Annotated in this window: 17 protein-coding genes; 7 read left to right on the top strand and 10 right to left on the bottom strand. The window is 38.6% G+C overall.

Annotation, left to right across the window (positions count from 1 at the left end; all coding sequences use genetic code 11):
- Positions 1 to 364 precede the first annotated feature (364 nt).
- The 4 genes from H5084_RS03235 to H5084_RS03225 all read left to right on the top strand — a co-directional run bounded on the left by H5084_RS03235 (position 365) and on the right by H5084_RS03225 (position 2,054).
- Positions 365 to 763, top strand: coding sequence for a FlxA-like family protein (locus H5084_RS03235; protein WP_182689514.1), 399 nt, complete (start codon positions 365 to 367; stop codon positions 761 to 763).
- 34 nt (positions 764 to 797) lie between these two features.
- Positions 798 to 953 carry a hypothetical protein gene (locus tag H5084_RS03230; RefSeq protein WP_182689513.1) on the top strand — a complete coding sequence of 52 codons (156 nt, stop codon included), beginning with the start codon at positions 798 to 800 and terminating at the stop codon, positions 951 to 953.
- Positions 954 to 1,363: 410 nt separating this feature from the next.
- Positions 1,364 to 1,585 (top strand): helix-turn-helix domain-containing protein, encoded by a 222-nt coding sequence (locus H5084_RS19900; protein WP_310735730.1) that lies wholly within the window; start codon positions 1,364 to 1,366, stop codon positions 1,583 to 1,585.
- Positions 1,527 to 2,054: a DUF1566 domain-containing protein gene (locus H5084_RS03225; RefSeq protein WP_259396671.1), complete on the top strand. Its 528-nt coding sequence runs from the start codon at positions 1,527 to 1,529 to the stop codon at positions 2,052 to 2,054. The genes H5084_RS19900 and H5084_RS03225 overlap by 59 nt, the downstream gene beginning before the upstream one ends.
- Before the next feature lie 1,082 nt (positions 2,055 to 3,136).
- Here the strand turns inward: H5084_RS03225 and H5084_RS03220 are convergent.
- The 6 genes from H5084_RS03220 to H5084_RS03195 all read right to left on the bottom strand — a co-directional run bounded on the left by H5084_RS03220 (position 3,137) and on the right by H5084_RS03195 (position 11,140).
- A complete protein-coding gene (locus H5084_RS03220) occupies positions 3,137 to 4,111 on the bottom strand; it encodes a glucokinase (RefSeq protein ID WP_182689512.1) in 975 nt (324 codons plus the stop codon).
- Positions 4,112 to 4,257: 146 nt separating this feature from the next.
- Positions 4,258 to 5,064: an endonuclease/exonuclease/phosphatase family protein gene (locus tag H5084_RS03215; RefSeq protein WP_182689511.1), complete on the bottom strand. Its 807-nt coding sequence runs from the start codon at positions 5,062 to 5,064 to the stop codon at positions 4,258 to 4,260.
- A gap of 101 nt (positions 5,065 to 5,165) precedes the next feature.
- On the bottom strand, positions 5,166 to 6,794 hold the full coding sequence (locus H5084_RS03210; RefSeq protein ID WP_028868902.1) for a PTS transporter subunit IIBC: 1,629 nt from the start codon (positions 6,792 to 6,794) through the stop codon (positions 5,166 to 5,168).
- 59 nt (positions 6,795 to 6,853) lie between these two features.
- Complete coding sequence (locus H5084_RS03205) at positions 6,854 to 8,587, bottom strand: alpha-glucosidase (RefSeq protein ID WP_182689510.1); 1,734 nt, start codon at positions 8,585 to 8,587, stop codon at positions 6,854 to 6,856.
- Between the two features lie 70 nt (positions 8,588 to 8,657).
- The gene (locus tag H5084_RS03200; protein ID WP_182689555.1) at positions 8,658 to 9,623 is read right to left on the bottom strand and encodes a LacI family DNA-binding transcriptional regulator; all 966 of its coding nucleotides are present in this window, start codon (positions 9,621 to 9,623) and stop codon (positions 8,658 to 8,660) included.
- Between the two features lie 620 nt (positions 9,624 to 10,243).
- Positions 10,244 to 11,140 (bottom strand): LysR family transcriptional regulator, encoded by an 897-nt coding sequence (locus tag H5084_RS03195; RefSeq protein WP_182689509.1) that lies wholly within the window; start codon positions 11,138 to 11,140, stop codon positions 10,244 to 10,246.
- A 105-nt stretch (positions 11,141 to 11,245) separates the two neighbouring features.
- Between H5084_RS03195 and H5084_RS03190 the strand changes: the two genes are divergently transcribed.
- Together H5084_RS03190 and H5084_RS03185 are read left to right on the top strand one after the other, a co-directional pair.
- Positions 11,246 to 11,710, top strand: coding sequence for a carboxymuconolactone decarboxylase family protein (locus tag H5084_RS03190; protein WP_259396668.1), 465 nt, complete (start codon positions 11,246 to 11,248; stop codon positions 11,708 to 11,710).
- 373 nt (positions 11,711 to 12,083) lie between these two features.
- Entirely contained in the window at positions 12,084 to 12,251 is a 168-nt protein-coding gene (locus H5084_RS03185) for a hypothetical protein (RefSeq protein WP_169727653.1), read from the top strand.
- Between the two features lie 293 nt (positions 12,252 to 12,544).
- On the opposite strand, the gene H5084_RS03180 is transcribed toward H5084_RS03185, so the two are convergent.
- Positions 12,545 to 13,684, bottom strand: a complete 1,140-nt coding sequence (locus H5084_RS03180) for an alkene reductase (RefSeq protein ID WP_182689508.1) — start codon at positions 13,682 to 13,684, stop codon at positions 12,545 to 12,547.
- An 80-nt stretch (positions 13,685 to 13,764) separates the two neighbouring features.
- Here H5084_RS03180 and H5084_RS03175 point away from each other — a divergent pair, with 80 nt between their 5' ends.
- Entirely contained in the window at positions 13,765 to 14,682 is a 918-nt protein-coding gene (locus tag H5084_RS03175; RefSeq protein WP_220485884.1) for a LysR family transcriptional regulator, read from the top strand.
- Positions 14,683 to 14,835: 153 nt separating this feature from the next.
- On the opposite strand, the gene H5084_RS03170 is transcribed toward H5084_RS03175, so the two are convergent.
- The 3 genes from H5084_RS03170 to H5084_RS03160 form a co-directional block, all read right to left on the bottom strand.
- Positions 14,836 to 16,563: an ABC transporter transmembrane domain-containing protein gene (locus tag H5084_RS03170; RefSeq protein ID WP_409077625.1), complete on the bottom strand. Its 1,728-nt coding sequence runs from the start codon at positions 16,561 to 16,563 to the stop codon at positions 14,836 to 14,838.
- A gap of 541 nt (positions 16,564 to 17,104) precedes the next feature.
- Entirely contained in the window at positions 17,105 to 18,748 is a 1,644-nt protein-coding gene (locus tag H5084_RS03165; protein WP_182689506.1) for a BCCT family transporter, read from the bottom strand.
- Positions 18,749 to 18,976: 228 nt separating this feature from the next.
- Positions 18,977 to 20,467, bottom strand: a complete 1,491-nt coding sequence (locus tag H5084_RS03160) for an aldehyde dehydrogenase (protein ID WP_182689505.1) — start codon at positions 20,465 to 20,467, stop codon at positions 18,977 to 18,979.

Here is a 20,467-nt window from a genome sequence, read left to right as displayed (position 1 = left end):
AAATTTACGTAAACGGTTGTTCTCTTTACGAAATTTACAAAGCAGAAGTGAGTCGTGTTAACCAGTAAAATAGATCAGCTATTTACTGTGATTAATGGTATTAAATATTCAGAAAACATAGAATAGAACTTATATTACTTCAAGCCTTGGGTTGCTGTGGCTTAGATCTGTAAGTTTCTAATTCGCAATGAGAGCGTTTTTAGCATAGCTTTCTATGGCACAAAGGCGCATAGATGCTCAAACTATTACGATCCAAGTAGAACGACGATGACTTGAAAACAAAAAAAGTGGGTAGATGAATAATTAAGTGGAATTATTTTGTGATGTCGATAATAAGTGAGACTAAAACCAAAGGAACCATAAAATGAATGTTGATATAAGCTCAATGGGTGTACCACAACAGAAGATAAATCAGGGAAATGTGCAAATTAAGTCCTCCCCCGAAACCGAAGAACGGCTAACGAAGACTGAAGCTGGCAAAGAAAACGATAGTGGCCAAGGGGATAAAGTCAGCCTCTCTATTGAAGGCAGGCAAAAGCAAGCGGATGAAGTCAGTGGGGGCGGAGGCAGCCCAGCCGATGCGGTCATTGCCAGAATCAAAGAGCAGATAGAAAAAATAAAAGAACAGCTTGAAGCGTTGCAGGGCGATAAAAGTCCGGAAGCAGAGGAAAAACGAAAAATGCTTAGAGAACAATTAAGCGTCCTCAACGCATCTCTGTTTGATGCGATAGATAAAAAAACCAAAGCAGCGCAGAAAACTTAATCCGTGGCTGAACAACACCAAAATAAGGCTGTGAGTGTATAACTTAGGCTCAGTTCCTGAATTGCAGTGGGCGACTTATGCAAAACTACCGATTGAACATATCAGAGTAGCGTTATCGCATACTCGTCATTATCAAGGAGATACTAGCGATTATGATAAACAAAATGGCATTGAAGTGATCATTCGATGAAATTAGCAATGTAAATCAGTTAAATGAGCAACAAAAACAACCATTTTTAGCCATTGCCGATAAATGCCCGGTTCATAGAAACATTGCATAATAAGGTTACAACAATCAATGAACTGATCGACGAGGATTATTGATCTATGCTATTGGCAATCCCTGGAACTTACTTTTAGGCTTAAATAAAGTGAAAGTGAAACCTGTCATCAATCTATAATCACAAGTGACCACGCAACCCCGATGGACAATATCCTTTGGGGCTCAGCCTAAAAATTTATCTTTCCATTTCACTCATCAACTCATTAGAACAACCATGCCTATCTTACTTTTACCCGATTAATGAGAAGTAAATATATCTTGGATTCAGATCATAAGTGCATAACTTGAATTGGTAGAAAAGACGATCAGCTGAATATATGCTTATCGCTTTTTCTCCGGCAAGAGATGCAACAATGAAAACATATAAACAACTGACCTATGCGCAACGATGCCAGATTTACGCACTAAAGAAAATAGGCATGAGTCAAAATATAATAGCTAAACAATTGAATGTGAGTCAATCGACGCTTAGTAGAGAGTTTGCTCGCAATACAGGCAAGCGAGGTTACCGTATTAATCAAGCTACACACGCTTGTTGATTATAGCCGCTCTCCCGATACCACAAATAGTCCGACTATTGATCCAGTGTTTAACTTGACGCCTATCACGAATGAAGCTGGACAAAAAGATCATGCACAATACTGGAGTAGCACCACTTTAATCAGTTATCCGAGTGATGTAGCGGCTGCTACTTATATTTCTTTTGGGCGAGGAATGGGGTATGACAGAAAATCCAGTGAATGGATTGATGTACATGGTGCGGGTACACAACGTAGCGATCCTAAAGTAGCAAGTGATGAAAATGTTTTTGAATTTGGGCACGGTCCACAGGGTGATACAGTGCGCCGATATAACTACACTCTTTGTGTGACTGACGGTGTGGCAACACCATCTAACGGAGCTAATCCATCAACATTGGTTTTATCTGATGTAGTATTGGAACTTCCGGAGGGTGGTGATATGCCGAGCGGTAATATCCCCACGTTTGATGAAGCAAAGAAAAAATAAGAGTGCAGTCTGTTATGATATGAAAGGTTATTTCAGTGAAGCATTAGATAAAAATGCGGAGTGTATTTTTAACTTCATTGGTTTAGTCCATTATGCTTACTGACCATTTTTATAGGTAATAGAACTGTGTAAAACGTTAAGGAAAGTAGGCAGTGCCTACTTCCCTTTTTATGATATTTGAATATGTCTAGCATTTAAATATTGTTTATATTGAATATGCAGGGCAATCACCACAACACCATCAGAACCTGATCTTTAGTTTTGAATTGCTATTAAATATGCACTTGCCCTATAAAAAATAAGACCGCTATGTATTCCAAAAAACACATTAATAAGTAACAAATATATTAGGCTTACTAACTACTTAGTGGCCAAATATATTTGGCACTGGTTTTATTATTTTTAAGACGTTTTTTTGACTAAAGCGTTTTAGAAGTAATACTCTATTCAATCTAAGTTATATACAAAGTTAATGTCCGCTTTGTCGGAACAGCTGACGTTACATACTTCAAAATAGTACATGCCCCCTATGGCGCTAACGCCCCATACCGAGCTGGAAACTTGTCAATGAGTGGGTAAGATTGCTTAGGCATAACACAAACGAGTGATGAAATATTACGTCACTTTTTAGGGGGTATCCTTGCGGCGTTAGCCATTCAATTTATTTATGAAGGCATCCGTAACGTTTCTATGTAATAGAGAGTGACCCATTGTTAATAAAATAAAAAAGCAAACCTGAGTTCATCGGTTTGCTTTTTTATTACCTGCTATTTAAGCATCTTGTTCACCACCCTGTGAAGCAGCCCAGAGTAATCATTCAGACATTTAAATCATCAATCAAACTAAGCTGTCATGTTTGTGGCTCTGTTGATTAACTTTCTAACCCTACCGTTACCCCTAATAATCGAACTGGTTTATCAGGGGTTTCGACAGCATTTTTTATTATTACCCTTTGTGCCGACTTACACAGATTTAAAAAATCCTCTCTCACTTTGCAATGGGAAATAACAATGCAGATTCAACAATTGCTTTGCATTATAAATTTAGGCCGTTAATAGTCAGCCCTATTCGTCATGAATGTATCACTCTAATGCATCATTATTTAATAAACCTAACTCTTGACGAAGATAAACACTCGCCCCCAATAACCCAGGGTTATTATGGGTAATTAAAAAAGTTGGAATAGATGATAGATACGCCTTAAAACGCCCTTTATCTTCAAAGAAATACCTGAACTCGCTAGATTGAAATAACTCAGCAAAGCGAGGTACGATACCGCCCGCGATGTAAACACCTCCTGTACAAGCAAGGTTTAATGCGAGGTTACCAGCAAAACTGCCCATCACTTGACAAAAAACATCCAGACTTCTCCGTGCCAAATCACAACTGCCGTCTAATGCCGCTTTAGAGACCTCTTTCGGCTGCTCAAATTTAACTTCACGTTTAGATAAAGCACAAAGACTTTGGTATAAATTGACTAAACCCTGCCCGGACAAAATACGCTCTGCAGAAACGTGACCAAATTTCGCTTGTAGTAAACATAAAATATCAGCCTGTTCTGGTGTATTAGCTGCGAAACTTACGTGTCCACCTTCACCATCCAAACTGATCCATTTATCCGCCGATTTAATAATGTGTGAAACACCCAGCCCTGTCCCAGGACCAAAGATAGCCGTTACAGCATTCTCTTTACATTCACCACCACCTACTTGTATTTTTTCTACTGAAGAAAGAAAGGGTACCGCTAATGAAATTGCGGTGTAGTCATTGATGACATATAACGACGCTAATTTTAATCTTTCTTTAAGTGCTTGCTTAGAAAAATCCCAACTTAAATTGGTCATCACAACATGATCATTCTCAACGGGACAAGCAATACCAATACAAAGGTGTTTCACTTCACCTTGTAATATTTCAAAGTATTGAGTCAGTGCAACTTCAAGTGTTATAAATTCGGCACAAGCAAATTCATTTAATTGACTCAACTCCCCCGTTTTAACATCACAAACAGCAAGTCGGATATTTGTACCACCAACATCAGCAACAACAGATAACATTTTTTCTCCTTGGATCATTTATAGTTATACCAAATGTGATCCAGTATTATTTTTTATTAAACATGCGATGAGTTCTAAAATAAAACAGTCCTATTATTAATTTCATGGATACACTCTTTGCAAAGGAATCAATGATTTAATAAAGACTAAGCAACTTCCACTTCAACCAACACCCCAAAATGATCCGACACAATAGGATAAAAATCGTTATTAAAAATCGTCTGATGCTGCTTTACCACAACCAATTGATTACTAAGAATCAAATCAATCCGTAAAGCCTGGCTATTTTGTTGCCAACCATCAATATTTTTAATCACAGTGGCACCAGCATCTTTTGTTTCTGCTATTTCATAACAATCAATTAAACCGCGCTGTAATACATAATCATAACCTTCATCGCGTATATGACTCGGGTTATTGAAATCACCCAATAGAAAGCTCAACCCTGTTGATAATGTCGCCGTGATACGTTTGATATGATCCTCAAATGGGCTCTCTGAGTCATTCCACCAGCCGCAATGACAATTATAAAAATCGAACTCACCTTGTTGAAAAGCGACTTTAATACGCACTGCTCGTCGATGTTTCCAAAAGTTCACATCATAGTTATCACTTAAGTCAATGACCTCATGTTCAACAATGGGCAATCGTGTCAAAAATGCTAACCCCTCTTGATATACTTCATAACTTTGGTGAACAAAATCCCACGTAAGTTGGTAGTGATGACCGTGTTCTGCCAGTTTTTTCTGTAATAAATAACCATAGTTATCAGCTAACACGGGATGATTACTCAATATGCTGGCATCAACGACCGGACTATCTTGGCATTGATTAACCTCTTGTAATGCAATCACATCGCACCCTTGTTCAATAATGGCTTGCGCTACTATATCCAACTTTTCTAACTGTTTATCTTCTTGCCAACTATGGGTATTTAGCGTCAATAACTTCATTTATTATTCGCTTATTTAATGTACTGAGATAGAAACGCAGCTTCAAGGCTGCGTTTATCGATATTGTTCGCTTGTTGTTCACAACTAATATAGAGAATGAATTACGCAGGTTGCTCTGAAAACTTAGCAAGTAACCTAGATTTAATCACATCCACTCCAGGACCATAAATAGCTTGTACACCCTGTTCTTTAACCACTAATCCAAGTGCTCCCGTGGATTTCCATAACGAGTATTCAGCAACCAATAGCGGATCATTAACCGTAATACGCAAGCGAGTCATACAAGCATCAATCTCAGTAATATTGCCACGCCCCCCTAAATTTTGAATAATAATGTCAAGCTTGTCATCTTGCGACATAGCTTCTGCATTTTCATCTAGATAGTTACCCTTACGCCCTGGTGTTGGTAAATGAAACTTCACAATGAGCAAACGGAACAGCGCATAGTTAACGACAAAGAAAACAATACACACCAACGCGAAACGAATTAAATCACCTCCTATGCCCGCTGAAATCATCATTGGTATACGAGTGAGTAATTCAATCAAACCAAAGGCATGTACTCGTAGATCCATAACATCCACCAATGCAAATGCAATGCCTGTTAACACCGCGTGTGCAACATACAAAACGGGAGCAATGAACATAAACATGAATTCAATAGGTTCAGTCACGCCCGTTAATAACACCGCAAGACCAGCGGATAAAAACATCGGTTTATATTGCTTACGTTTATCATTATCAACACAGTGATACATCGCAAGCCCAATCCCAATCAATGATGACGCTGCTATAATTACCTGCCCCGCTTTAAAACGTGCTGGATGCACAGTATCCAATAAATGCTGGTAAGTTGCCGGATCGGTTAATTTAAGATTATTCAAATCACTTATCCAAGCAAGCCATAATGGATCTTGACCATAAACACTTGAACCCGCACTAGCCCCAGTCAAAAGCTCATAAGAACCACCCAACTCTGTGTAATTCATTGGAATTGTTAAGGTGTGATGTAAACCAAACGGCAGTAATAAACGCTCTAACGTACCATACAAGAAAGGAGCTGTGATGGGCGCACTGTCTTTAGAGGTTGCAATCCATTGACCAAAATCATTGAGTGCACCTTGAATTAAAGGCCATACTATCGATAAACCAAGTGCAATGATCACCGAATAGAAAATAACCATAAAAGGCACAAAACGCTTACCGTTAAAAAATGCTAATGCCTCAGGTAACCGAGAGAAATCATAGTAACGGTTATATAAGTTGGCACCTAAATAGCCGGACATAATGCCGATAAAAACACCCATATTTAGCGCTGGAGCGCCTAAAATATTAGTAAAAAATTGAGAGACAGGCAGCTCAGTTCCAAATAAACTCATCACAATCGCATGAGGATCACTCAGCATATCGTTATTTACGCCCAATATAACCCCGGTGATACGGTTAATTAATATGAAAGCAATGAGCGCAGCAAATGCACCTCCCGCACGCTCTTTTGCCCACGAACCACCAATAGCGACAGCAAATAACAGGTGCAGGTTAACAATAATTCCCCAACCAATATTTTCCATAATATGGCCTAGTGTTTCAATAGCACCGAACCCACCAGCATACATTGCGACGACTTTACCTAATGAAATCATAATACCGGCTGCTGGCATCACCGCGATAACAACGATAAGTGATTTTCCAAATCTTTGCCAAAAATCAAATGATAGTAATTTACTCATAACTAATTCCTTGGTTGAAATGCAGGTAAACGTCATCAACGCCCTGCCATAAATATAATTTAATGTTTTCTTACAAATATATACGCTGCATAAGCGGGGGCTATTTGCGTGGTTATAAAATCCGACCGAATGTGTTCATTATTGATAGTTTGGTTATCAAGCATTAACGCTCCTAATTGTGCAGTGTCGATATTAACGATGCTCTCTTGTGCATTTAAATTGGTAATAATGGTCCATGTCATATCTTGAGCAATGCGTTGATAAGCATAGATATTAGGATCGTCAGGCAGCAACAATTGATAACGACCAACCACCAAACTTTCATTTGATTTACGCAGAGCAATTAACTGCTTATAAAAATTCAAAATCGAGTTTGGATCTTGCTGTTGTTGTTCAACATTGATATCGGTGTAATTTGGATTCACAGCAAACCAAGGCGGCACCTCAGAAAAACCAGCAAAAGCGTGGTCATTCCATTGCATTGGTAAACGACTATGATCACGGGATACTTGATTTAACAACGCCAAGATATTGTCGTCGGTTTGTCCTTGTTGCTTTAACTTTTGAATTAAATTTCTAGCAGACACATCATTAAAGTCGTTAAGAGATGTAAACTGACGATTTACCATGCCGATCTCTTGGCCCTGATAAATAAACGGGGTGCCTTTCATTAAAAAATAACAACTTGCTAAAGCGGTAGCACTACCATACCAATAATCAGGATGAGCAAAGGTATCAATACTACGGGCTTGATCGTGATTCTCTAGATAAAGTGCGTTCCAGCCTTTGCCTTCTAATGCATTTTGCCAATGCGATAAAATTTGTTTAAATCCCACTAAATCAAAACGCTCGCGACTTTGCTCTTCCGACCATAATTTCATGTGTTCAAACTGAAAAATCATATTAAAAACACCGCCTTGATCATGTTCGTTGGCTTCGGCAACCCAAGTTAATGCGTTTTCTGCAGCGACCCCGTTTGCCTCACCAACGGTAACAATATCAAAGGGTGAAAATGCCTGATCTCTTAGCTCATAGAGAGGCTTATCAATACCTTCAACATTCATGTGATAGTCAAATGAAGAAACATAATTTTCACCCTTTGGATTGGGTAAAGAAGGTAAACCTGCTTGTTTCTGAATATGGCTAATAGCATCCACACGGAAACCATCAATACCACGAGCCAACCACCAATGAATCATGTTAAATAATGCTTGTTTAACCTCAGGGTTTTCCCAATTAAGATCGGGCTGCTTTTTAGAAAATAGGTGCAGGTAGTATTGTGCAGTTTTGGCATCATACTCCCATGCACTACCATGAAAAATACTTTCCCAGTTATTGGGATCGCGAGTCGGCTTTTCAGCTGTAGGCTCACAACCATCACGCCAAATATACCAATCACGTTTAGGACTATCTTTACTTTTACGAGATTCAATGAACCATGGATGCTCATCGCTAGTGTGGTTGATCACTAAATCCATAATAATACGAATGCCACGATCATGAGCGGCACTGATTAATCGGTCGACATCCTCAAGGGTTCCAAAGTCAGGATGAATTGCTTGATAGTCACTAATATCGTAACCGTTATCATCATTCGGTGATTCATAAAATGGACAAATCCATAATAAATCAATACCCAAATCAGCAAGGTAATCCAGCTTGGCAATAATCCCCTCAATATCACCAATACCATCTTGGTTTGTATCATAAAAACTACGGGGATAAATTTGGTAAGCAGTCGCTTTTTTCCACCACGCAAGTGGTTTTAAGTGAATATTATTGGTGTGTTTCATCTATTCAATCTTGAATGTGTTATCGTTAACACATATGATGAAATTGAATTTAATTGGATGCAATACGTTTTTAAATAAACTGTGAGCTTTCTCTGATTTTTATATCGAATTGGCCTTCAGCTGAACTGAAATCAAGCTTAATCATTTTTTTAACGGCTTGGTAGCCCACTTGATAATAATTAAAAGCAACGGTACTAAGACTTGGTACTAATAAATCACTGTAGTCATAATCCCCTATGCCTATAATCCATAGGTTATGACCAATTTTTAATTGCTGTTCTTTGGCGCGGCGATATAAACGAATGGCAATATTATCGGTGGCACAAAAATAGACATTATTGGGCTGTAATTGAATTTCTTGGTATTCGATTTTTTGCTCTGAATCAGCCAATGCTTGCAACGAAAAATTCAGCTCTGGTATCGTGTCAGTAATGGTTTCTTGCATCAATTTAGTACGGCTTGATAGCATGCGGTCATCATAAACATAATGTATGGCTTCGAGCGGTGCCTGCTGCTGTTTTAACTGAGTAATGGTTTGTGAGACTAACGCTTTAATCGCGGCTTGTTCAGGGTAATATAAACAGCAATGATGGGGGGTGTTTTTACCAATAAATAACACATTATCTAAGGTTTGATAAAAAGGCTCTTCGACACTGCGCTTTGAAGCAATAATAATAGTGCCCAATGCATTTAAGCCATTAAACTCTCTAACGGCTTGGCATTCTGACTCATGGCTAAACCCTGTGGCATGAAACAGCATTCGGACTTGTGATTCATTCGCCGCAGCCAGTGCCCCTTTAATCACTAAACTCGTTGTATATGATTCAATTCGAGGGGCAACGAAACCAATAATATTAGATTGGCTACGAATTGAGCGAGCAAATATATTAGGGGTATAATGACTTTCTTTGACGATAGCATCAATGTTAAGGCGATTCTCAGCCGAGACATAACCGTCATTAAAGTAACGTGACACGGTCATTGTTGAGATCCCAAGTTTTTTTGAAATCTCCGCCATGGTCATTTTTTTACCCATCACATTTTCTCCATCAATAATATATCTTTACCATATTATCCAATATTTTGGCTGAGAACACAGCAAATAAAAACACTATCTGATGATATACCCATGTTACTTAGACTTAAAAAACAAGTGCATAACTCGGATAGGTAGAAAACGCGATTAACTGAACATATGATAGTTATTTAATGGTTATACCAATTCCACTAAGTAACTGATCAATCCTACTGCTTAAAACAAGCGATTTCTGCGTTAAAAGTTTTGTAAAGGGAACAACTTATGTGGAGTCCCCTGTGTCAATGATAAAACTAGTAACTAAGAATAAAGCGCTTACTTATGTACGAGCTCTCATTGAGTAGCTAACTCAGGCTCTCTGATATTTACGCGCACAAGTAATCACATCTATTAAGGAAAGATTGGACATAAACTGTATTTAAGAAAAACATGTTAGCAGCTAGCTGAGTCTACTTTAGGACCTTGTACCGTCAAAAAGGCTCGGGTGTCCAGCTCTTTATGTATTGGACTGGTAAAATAAAAGGTCACAGATCTAAAAATAAATGACCTTGCAAATGAATTATTAACCTGTGCAGATAAAGCTCTTTATTCATCTAAAACTCATAGCAAAAACACGATAATTATTGCGAGTTTAACTTAACAATTAAATAATCTATAAACAACCTAATGTTGGGGTTTGGATAGGGATTGTGTTTATAAATTGCATATATATTACCATTAGAGTTTTCATTAAGAAGTGGCTCCCAATCTTTAAGACAGATAACAAGATCTCCACTCTTTACAAAGTCAATAACCATCCAGCTAGCTAGCTGAGCAACACCAAGCCCGTGTAAAGCAGCCTCCAATAATGGCGTTCCCCCCTTTGACTTTAAATTCCCATTGACGGGTACTTTTACATTGCGATTAGCATTTTTAAAATACCAATAAGTTCTTTGTCGTTGTTGATTTAACAATAAGCAATTATGAAATGATAGATCTTGAGGTTGATCTATATTATCGTGTTTTGACAAGTAATCAGGGGATGCACAAATATGCGTATGGTTAGACAGTAACTTTCGAGATTTTAAACTAGAGTCTTCAGGAATACCTATACGAATAGCTAAATCAATATTCTCGCCCCCAAGATCAACTATCTTATTGTCTAATTCTATTTCAATATTGATATTAGGGTATCGATCTAAAAACTCAGGTATTAAAGGACAAATATTTAATCGACCAAAACTTTCAAATGTAGATATTCTTAAGTTACCTTTAGGCTCCATACTTTGATTAGACAGAGACATTAGCAAATGATCACTGTCAGAAACCAACTTATTCGAACCATTTAAGAATATAGCCCCTTTGTCGGTTAACAAAAGCTGCCTAGTGCTTCGTTTTAATAATGTAACGCCTAATTCATCCTCAAGTTTATCAATACACCGAGTTACCGATGATGGAGCCATATTTAATACTTTAGCCGCCTTAGAGAAACTCCCCAACTCAACCACTTTTATAAAAACACGAGTCAACTTTAGCATTTCAACCTTTGCGTTATGTGCAAAACTATTCGTTATATAGTACGGGTTCTATCTTTTTACGCAATAAGTAGAATGTATTTTTCCAAACATACTAGAGAGAACAATATGCCAAGAATACCTTATGAAAACGTACCAAAACCCTTAATGAATTGCATGATAAAAACAGAGCAATACCTCACTAGCTTAAATATTATTGAAAAATCATTTATGGAAATACTGCAATATTACGTATCAACATTAAATAAATGCGCTTACTGTACTGAGATGCACTTTAAAGAGGCATTTGCTGCAGGGGAGACTGAGCTTCGTATTTATTCTTCATTAACATGGCGGGATGTTGATTTTTATAGTGATACGGAGAAATCACTACTAGCATGGGTTGAATCTGTCAGCTTGCTCAACGATGAAGAAAATAAAAATAGACAACAAAAGTTTGACAAACTTAGCCAATATTTTAAGCAAGATGAAATAGCTAATTTAACACTAGCGATAATGCAAATTAACTCTTGGAATCGTTTAGTGAAATCTTTTGGTTTTGAAGCTGGAGCATATCAAGTTGGGCAGCATTAGCCGATAGGCTTATGGTAGCTGAAATTTTTAGCTACCTATACATAACGGTATTCTTTGCTCGAATTTTCCGTGAATCGGCAGAATAATTAGGTATTAACATCAGGAATACGGACTTATTTCGACTCTGTACATAAACATATAAAAATCCGTCTAAGAAATGACTTATTGACAAGATTATATAATATTTCTAACTCACTTTGTGCCCCATTGCGAGTTAGAAACTACAAACTAGCGACCAACATCATTTTGCCACCACAAACGGGCCTAGAGCAGGTAACATAAAATATAATCGTCATTTATTCATTTTTGAATGTAATAACGCGGTATTATATGTACAGCGAGAAACTAGGTTATTAATACAAACCGAGGGTTTATGAACATAATAAAAAAAGCGTGGCAACACTATTGTGACTGGTTAGATGAAATGGGATTAACCCCAGAAAATAAACGTTGCTGTGTACCACTTGATGAACGCGCGCAAAAAGCACTTCGGGCCGAGCAGCAACCTGACACTCCAACAGAGAATAAAAAAAGCAGATAAACTTAGTGATTATTCTGACTTATTTAGCATAACGTTAGCCTTTTTGCTAAGGCCAATGCACGCCTTTGCGAGCGAGCATTAAGTGTAAAATGAAAGCAAGGTTTTGCCCTGCTGGTAGTAACGCCCTCTAAGCAAGTTAAGCAAATTAGACAACCTATGCAACTTGTAACTTAAATAACTTAAGCAACTTAAGCACCTATGTAACTTGCAGCTGGCAACTTAAACAACCTATCAATTGATGACTAATATGACTTAGCCGCTACAATCAAGCCTTCCTTGGCTTTATAGATTAGCTACTTTTGATAAAACGAATAATCGCTATAACCGACTTCTGTACCGCCATACATAGTAGCTGCATCGGCTTTATTGAGTGGCCAATTATTTGCGATACGCTCTGGCAAATCTGGGTTAGCAATAAACGGGCGACCAAATGCAAATAAGTCACCATAACCTTTAGCAAGTACGTTTACCGCTTTTTCAATCGTGTATTTACCAGCGTATATAATGCGTCCTGAAAACTCTGCTCTTACTGCTTCATAAAATGCTTGTGGTAAATCGGGGGCGTTTTCCCAATCTGCCTCAGCAATGGATAAATAAGCAATGCCCGCTTGCTCAAGCAATTTAACGGCTTGTATATAAGTATCATGAGGGTTTGACTCAACGAGCCCTAAATAAACGCGCTCCTCATCTGTGCTTTCAAATAAAGGAGCAAAACGTACACCTAAACGATTAGCGCCAACAACCTCACTTACTGCTTCAACAATCTCTTTTAAAAAGCGTAAACGATTAGCAAGCGTACCACCATATTGATCGTCACGTTTATTTGTATGCTCTGAAATAAACTGATTGACTAAATAACCATTAGCGCAATGTAACTCTACACCATCAAAGCCTGCTTCAAGTGCATTACGTGCAGCTTGCGCATACATGTTTACTAGTTCGCCAACCTCGGCTGTTGTTAGTGCACGAGGTTCACTTGGCTCTGCCAATGCACCTTGACCAGGACCCGTTTCAATAAATACACTGACGTTGTCAGCCACAAGATCTGAAGGGCCAACAGGTTTCTCTGAATTAGGTTGTAGCGTGGTGTGTGAGACACGACCTACATGCCAAAGCTGAGCAAAAATAATGCCGCCTTTATCATGTACGGCTTTTGTTACTTTCTTCCATCCTTGTACTTGTTCTGCACTATGAATACCAGGAGTCCAAGCATAACCTTGGCCACGAGGTTCTATTTGTGTGCCTTCGGTCACCATAAATCCAGCCGATGCGCGCTGTGCATAATACTCTGCCATTAATTGATTAGGGATATTGCCAGGTTGTGTACTTCGAGAACGAGTAAGCGGCGGCATCACTATACGATTTTTAAGCGTAAAAGGACCAAGCTCAATTGATGAAAATAAAGGGTCGGTATTAACTAATTCTGATTTCATTTTAAATTCTCTTATAAAGCAAACAAAGGCTTAAATAGTGGTTAAGCAAGATTGGCAGCATAGAGATTTAACGATACAATTTGAAACAACACTTTTTTGTACAGCATACAACTATGAATGGTATTAATCGACTCGATATAAAACAGTTAAGGGTACTCAGTAGCTTATTAGAGCTGCAAAACCTGTCGCAAGTAGCGCGAAAAATGGGCTTAACCCAACAAGCTATTAGTGAGCAATTACGAAAGCTACGAGATTTATTTGAAGACCCTTTGTTTATTCGTCAGGGCAATAGCATGGTTGCGACTCCTAAAGCACAAGGGCTTAGAGATCCTGTTAATCAAATTTTAAAGCAATTAACATCTTTATTAGAGCCCGAGCAGTTTAGCCCGCAAACCTACAAAGGTGTGTTCACCATAAGCGCAACCGATTACGCCACGCAGGCTTTACTGCCGCAGTTATTTAATATTACCCGTCGCGAAGCCCCCGGTTTAAAGTTAATAGTGCGCGATTTTGCTTCCGATAATGTTAATCAGCTGATCACGGCAGGCGAGCTTGATTTGCTGATTAGCTTTCCGGAATTCATCCCAGACAATCTTGCTTATGTCACTTTATTTGAAGAGCAGCATTTATGTATTACCGGTATAGACAACAATATTTACACCGAGCCATTAAGCTTGGCGCAATTTGCACAGCATGCACAATTGGTGGTATCGCCTTCAAGAGCTAATTTACGAGGGTCACATGATCAATGGTTTGAAAGCCAAGGGCTAAAACGCAATATTGTTATGTCGGTACCAAGTTTTTCAGCAGTGCCAGATATCCTTCATACTACCGATATGTTGGCGTTTTACCCTGCTAGGTTATTACCAAACAGCAAAGTTAAACAATTAAAAATAGCAGCACAGCCTCCTACATTTAAAGTAATAGCGGCATGGCACCTACGCACTAACAACAGCCCAATTCATAAATGGTTGATAGCGCAATTACAAAACTTATAACAATTAACCTTAAGCCAATATTAAAGTGATTTTTTAACCTATTTAGTGCCCTTTTGCCATTAGAAAATAAGGCACTAAATATCCCACTAAGACTGTTAGTGGAGTAATAATAGACGCTGTCTAATGATTAACTCCCCTTTCACTTTTAAAATATCAAACCTGACCGGTCACTTTATCAAACTGTAACTCACACAACTTTTTATATAATGCGGAACTGTTTAATAACGAATGGTGATCGCCAGTGTCAACAATCCTGCCTTTATCCATGACTACAATTAAATCCGCATCTATCACCGTGGATAAACGATGTGCAATAATAAGTGTGGTTCTATTTTCCATTAAATCATTCAGTGCGGCTTGTACATGGCTTTCACTTTGCGCATCTAAAGAGCTAGTCGCTTCATCTAGCAATAATACATTAGGATCTTTTAAAATAGCGCGTGCTAAGGCAATTCGCTGTTTTTGTCCGCCGGACAAACGCACACCTTGTTCACCTAAAAAACTGCCATAACCCTGTGGCAATTGATTAATAAACTCATCGGCATGGGCACGTTTTGCGGCATCGATGACTTCAGCATCTGTTGCCTGTGGATTACCGTAACGTATGTTGTGCCATACATCGGAGCTAAATAATATTGGCTGCTGCGGCACCATTCCCATCGCATCACGTAAATCTGTTAATCGAAGTTGGGTAATATCAGTTTCATTAAACTTTATTTGACCTTGCTGCGGGTCATAAAATCGTTGTAACAGTTCAAATAGGGTTGTTTTACCTGCGCCAGAGGGCCCTACTAAAGCGACCGTTTTTCCCGTTGCAATGACTAAGTTAATATCATGTAATGCGGGCGAATCTGGCCGAGAAGGATAAGAAAAGTTGACCTGTTCAAAACTGATAGCAGATGATGCTTGTACTTTTATGGTGCTAGGTTGGCTTGGTTGTTTTATATCGCTCTCTACTTTTAATAAATCGAGCAAACGTGTTGCTGACCCCGCTGCACGTTGAAGTTCACCATAAACCTCTGCAATTGTCGCCACCGACATCGCCACCATTATCGCGTAAAAAACAAATGCTCCTAATTCACCACCCGTCATCTTGCCTGATAACACGTCCATACCTCCAACCCACAACATAGCGCTAATGGTTGCAAAGGTTAGAAAGATGACAATGGCAATCAAAATAGAACGTTGTTTTACCCTGTTCTTTGCGACAATAAAGGCTTTCTCAACTTCATGGCCAAAAGCAACCTGCTCTCTGGCTTCATGCGTATAACTTTGTACGACTTTAATATTTTGAATTATTTCGCCAGCATACGTACCAATATCTGCAATCGCCCCCTGCGAACTTTCCGCTAACGATCTCACTTTTCGGCCGTAAACTATCATCGGGATTAAAATAAAAGGAACAGCCACCACAACCACTAAAGACAGTTTTAAGTTGGTGACAAATAACATCACCAAACCGCCAATCAATAATAATAAACTACGTAACGACATAGAAAATGAAGAGCCGATTATTGACTGTAATAATGCGGTGTCCGTTGTTAAGCGAGACATTAATTCGCCGCTTCTATTTTCTTCAAAATAACTGGGATGCAAAGTAACGATGCGGGCAAAAACAGCCTTTCTAATGTCAGCACTGACTCGTTCACCTAACCATGACATTAAATAAAAACGACTAAAAGTACCGACCGCCAATAAACTAATCAAAAAAACCAAGCCTAAAATCGCCTCTTGTAACTGTTGCTCTGAGCCGGCAATAAAACCATTATCAATGACAAATTTTACTGCTTGTCCTAACGACAAATTAACAGCAGCGGTCACCAATAAAGCAAACAATGCCAGTGCGAGCATTAATTTATAAGGTTTTATAAAAGAAAATATAGGTAATAAGCTATTAAAAGCTTTAAGCTTTTCTTTGGGATTTAAGGTGTCATCAACAGCAGTATTATCTACAGAGGTATTATTCACAATTTACTCAATATGTTAGGAAGTGATGCCAATATACATCAGTAAGAATTTTATAGGTGAAGACTAAAAGTTGGCGACTTAAAACTTCATGGTGCCAAAGTACAAATAATTCAACCATATGAAAGGATAAACAAGAAACATTACAATAATCAATATGTAATGTTTCCCTGATTATGGCTACTAATTTGAATTTAGATGGTTCATTTTTCTACTTCGCTTCGAGCACTATTATGAGTTAAAAGGTTGTAATTATTGAATAGATAAAACAAAGAACGCCCCCCAACTCTTAAGTTATTTATATACATATAATTGCTTTATTTCACCTTTAGCAGATACAAAAAAGCTCACCGAAGTGAGCTATTAAATTCTTGTTACGAATCATTCTGGATAGCAGAAATTGTTTAATTACTAAAAATTGGGCCATTTCTACCGACCCAAGTTACTTAGAGACAACTTATTGAGATACTGTTTTTTGTAATTCGATAATAGATAAGCGATCTTTGAATAACGAAATAGCTAGTGATACTACCATCAACGCCATAATAATAGAGAATGGGACGGCAGCGATGATCACAGCAGACTTAATTGCTCCTAAACCACCAGAAATCAGCAATACACCTATTACAGCTGAAAACATTACTCCCCAAATTACAATGTGTGTTTTACTTTTATTAGGCATCACTCCAACAGAGTTAATTGTATTCACGCACAATATAGCTGAGTCAGCTGATGTTACCAAAAAGGTTGTTAACAGTATTAAAATCAACGAAGTCATTATCGGATAAATGGTGTCAGATACCAGTAACTTCAACATCATAAACAATTGAGCTTCTTGACCAGCACTACTAATGCTTCCATCGGCTACGCCGGTAAGTTCCAAGTTAATAGCAGTGCTACCTAATACTGCAAACCATACACAAGCTACAAGAGTAGGGATCAACATTGCTCCTAAAATAAACTCTCTAATAGTTCTTCCTTTTGATATACGTGCTAAGAATAAACCTACAAAAGGAGCAAAACCTATCCACCAAGCCCATATAAAGATCGTCCACCAACCAGACTGCCAAGCATTAAGTCCTTTCATAGGTTCGACCTCAGAAGGCGCCCAATAAGTAAATAATAACGAAGGCAAGTCAAGAGCATAAGCAACTAAACCTTGAGTCAAAGAAGTGAAAGACAAAACTGTTGCACCAAAGATTATAAAGAAAGTAATTAATGCCGCTGACAACCACATATTGATGTTTGACAACCATTTAATTCCTCTCCCTACTCCTGAAGCTGCAGACACTATAGATAATGACATAACGATACACAGTGCAAAAAGCATTCCCTGAGTCGAAGGTGATTTATCGGCATTTAATAACCAATTCCAACCAAATACTTCATAGATGCCGGATGCATATTGGCTTACTCCAAAACCTACTGTCACAGCAACACCTAATACGGTAGCAATAACCGCAAATATATCAACGGCATGCCCGACAGCCCCTTCAAGCTTACGACCAAATAACGGTATCAACGCTGAGCGTATCGTTAAAGGAAAGCCTTTGTTGTAACTAAAATAAGCAAGACATACACCAATAATTGCATAACAGCCCCAAGCACTCAGCCCCCAATGAAAAAAAGCCCACTTCATCGAAGCAATAATATTGCCAGTGCTACCAGAGGCCGTAAAACCTTGGATAGTGTCAGGATTATTTGCAAAGTGATATAAAGGTTCTGCTGTTGCATACGTCAGCATGCCAATACCAATACCAGATCCAAACATCATCGATATCCATGAAAATTTAGAAAACTCAGGCTTATCATCTGCTTTACCTAGTTTAATTTTACCTATCGAAGGCGTTACAGCTAAGGCAATACATGCCACAACGAAGAATCCCATTACATAAATGTACCAAGCCCCCAAATAAGTAAATGACCAAGCTTTAATACCACTTAATGTGTATGCAGCCTCATCGGAATATACGGCGGCCCACAATACTAAAGCTATAATTAGTACCTTAGCACCGACAGTTACTATTTGATTAAATCCTTGATAAAAACCTTGTTGAGATTTCTCGACATTAAGATCAGTTATTTCTTGCTTTATATTCATTACGACTCCCTTCTATATTGACTCTAAAAATCATTGATTTTTAGGCATATTTAAAGCCTTAAATAGTACTCTAACGCTCTTATTTTAGGCTTATGATGATGTGGTGGTTTAAATTAGTAGGGTACGCCGAGCACAGTTTTATGCTGCAAGGTTGAACCTTGCATACAATATAAATACTGCAACAAGGCCTACGCTTTTAAACGAGTATGTGATAAAAATTTATGGTTGCTACCTAATAACAAAGGGGTTACTCATCGGTTCTGACGAGGTATTAATCCAAGTCGTTTTTGTTCTGATGTAATCAAGTACAGCTTGAACACCAGCTTCACGTCCGTAACCCGATTGATTAATTCCACCAAAAGGAGCAATGGGAGAAGTCACTCGGTAGGTATTAACCCAACAGATGCCTGACTTAATTTTGCTTGAAACACGGTGAGCTCTAGCGATATTTTGAGTAAAAACTCCCGAACCTAATCCGTAAACACTATCATTTGCCATTGCAATTGCTTCTTCTTCGGTATCAAAGACAACAATTGACATAACCGGTCCAAACATTTCGACTTTAAGTGTTTCAATTTGGTCGTTTGGACATTCAACCATAGTAGGTTGAAAATAATGTTCAGAACCATATTCAGGAACACGTTTACCTCCGAAACGGATACTCGCGCCCTGTTCTACAGCTTTAGCTAACGTTTTTTCGATACATTCTACTTGTGCTAAGGTACATAAAGGGCCTATGTGAGTCTCATTTGACTGAGGATCACCTATTACTATGTTTTTAGCTTTATCTGTAATTTTCTGAATAAGCTCTTCTAAAACTGAGCGTTGAATAAAGGCGCGAGAACCAGCGACACAAGATTGGCCAGAAGCACCAAAATTTCCAGCGATCAAACCATTCGCAGCACTTTCAAGATCCGCATCTTCGAATACAATAATAGGTGACTTCCCGCCAAGTTCTAATGATGTAACAGCGAAATTTTCTGCAGTATTACGAATGACATGCTTAGCCGCCTCAGGTCCACCTGTAAAGGCAAGGCGATCAATATCAGCATGTGAAGTTAATGGAATAGCACAATTAGCAACATCCCCTGTAATGATGGAAACGACTCCATCAGGAAAGCCAGCTTCTTGAATCAACTTACCCAGCTCAAACATAGGTGCCGGCGCTAACTCAGAGGCTTTAAGTACTACGGTACAACCGGCCGCTAAAGCAGGCCCCAGTTTAGAGGCTGTCAAGAACATCTGTGCATTCCAAGGTACAACAGCTGCAACTACCCCGATTGGAACGGGAGTTGTAAATACATGCATATCGGGCTTATCGATTGGTAATGTAGTTCCTTCAATCTTATCTGCCAAACCTGCATAATAGCGATAATAACTAGCAACATACTTAGATTGGCTAGTAGTTTCAGCGGCTAATTTTCCGCTGTCAGTCGTTTCAATTTCACCTAACCTTTGTGAATTATTCTCTACTAATTCTGCTAATCGGTACAGTAAGGCGCCACGTTGAGTCGCATTCATATTAGCCCAGGCGCCACTATTTAGGTTTCGTCTTGCAGCTTTCACTGCACGATCGACATCTTCTTTACTCGCACAAGCAAATGTAGCCCATTGTTCGCCGTTAGCAGGGTTAAAACTTTGCATTACTTGGCTATCAGAACCTTCAGTCCAAGTACCATCAATCAATAATTGATAATGAGGAAAATTGTTTTTTATCAT

Source organism: Psychromonas sp. SR45-3 (assembly GCF_014163575.1).
Lineage (GTDB): Bacteria > Pseudomonadota > Gammaproteobacteria > Enterobacterales > Psychromonadaceae > Psychromonas > Psychromonas arctica.
The sequence above is the reverse complement of the archived record's forward strand: the minus strand, read 5'-3'. Positions and strand labels throughout refer to the sequence as shown.

Bases quoted from the DNA above. Each gene is read 5' to 3' on its own strand.
- H5084_RS03190 (WP_259396668.1), top strand. From the start codon at position 11,246: ATGCCAAGAATACCTTATGAAAACGTACCAAAACCCTTAATGAATTGC.
- H5084_RS03195 (WP_182689509.1), bottom strand. From the start codon at position 11,140: ATGCTAAAGTTGACTCGTGTTTTTATAAAAGTGGTTGAGTTGGGGAGT.
- H5084_RS03220 (WP_182689512.1), bottom strand. From the start codon at position 4,111: ATGTTATCTGTTGTTGCTGATGTTGGTGGTACAAATATCCGACTTGCT.
- H5084_RS03185 (WP_169727653.1), top strand. From the start codon at position 12,084: ATGAACATAATAAAAAAAGCGTGGCAACACTATTGTGACTGGTTAGAT.
- H5084_RS03165 (WP_182689506.1), bottom strand. From the start codon at position 18,748: ATGAATATAAAGCAAGAAATAACTGATCTTAATGTCGAGAAATCTCAA.
- H5084_RS19900 (WP_310735730.1), top strand. From the start codon at position 1,364: ATGCTTATCGCTTTTTCTCCGGCAAGAGATGCAACAATGAAAACATAT.
- H5084_RS03205 (WP_182689510.1), bottom strand. From the start codon at position 8,587: ATGAAACACACCAATAATATTCACTTAAAACCACTTGCGTGGTGGAAA.
- H5084_RS03160 (WP_182689505.1), bottom strand. From the start codon at position 20,467: ATGATAAAAAACAATTTTCCTCATTATCAATTATTGATTGATGGTACT.
- H5084_RS03235 (WP_182689514.1), top strand. From the start codon at position 365: ATGAATGTTGATATAAGCTCAATGGGTGTACCACAACAGAAGATAAAT.
- H5084_RS03215 (WP_182689511.1), bottom strand. From the start codon at position 5,064: ATGAAGTTATTGACGCTAAATACCCATAGTTGGCAAGAAGATAAACAG.
- H5084_RS03210 (WP_028868902.1), bottom strand. From the start codon at position 6,794: ATGAGTAAATTACTATCATTTGATTTTTGGCAAAGATTTGGAAAATCA.
- H5084_RS03200 (WP_182689555.1), bottom strand. From the start codon at position 9,623: ATGGGTAAAAAAATGACCATGGCGGAGATTTCAAAAAAACTTGGGATC.
- H5084_RS03180 (WP_182689508.1), bottom strand. From the start codon at position 13,684: ATGAAATCAGAATTAGTTAATACCGACCCTTTATTTTCATCAATTGAG.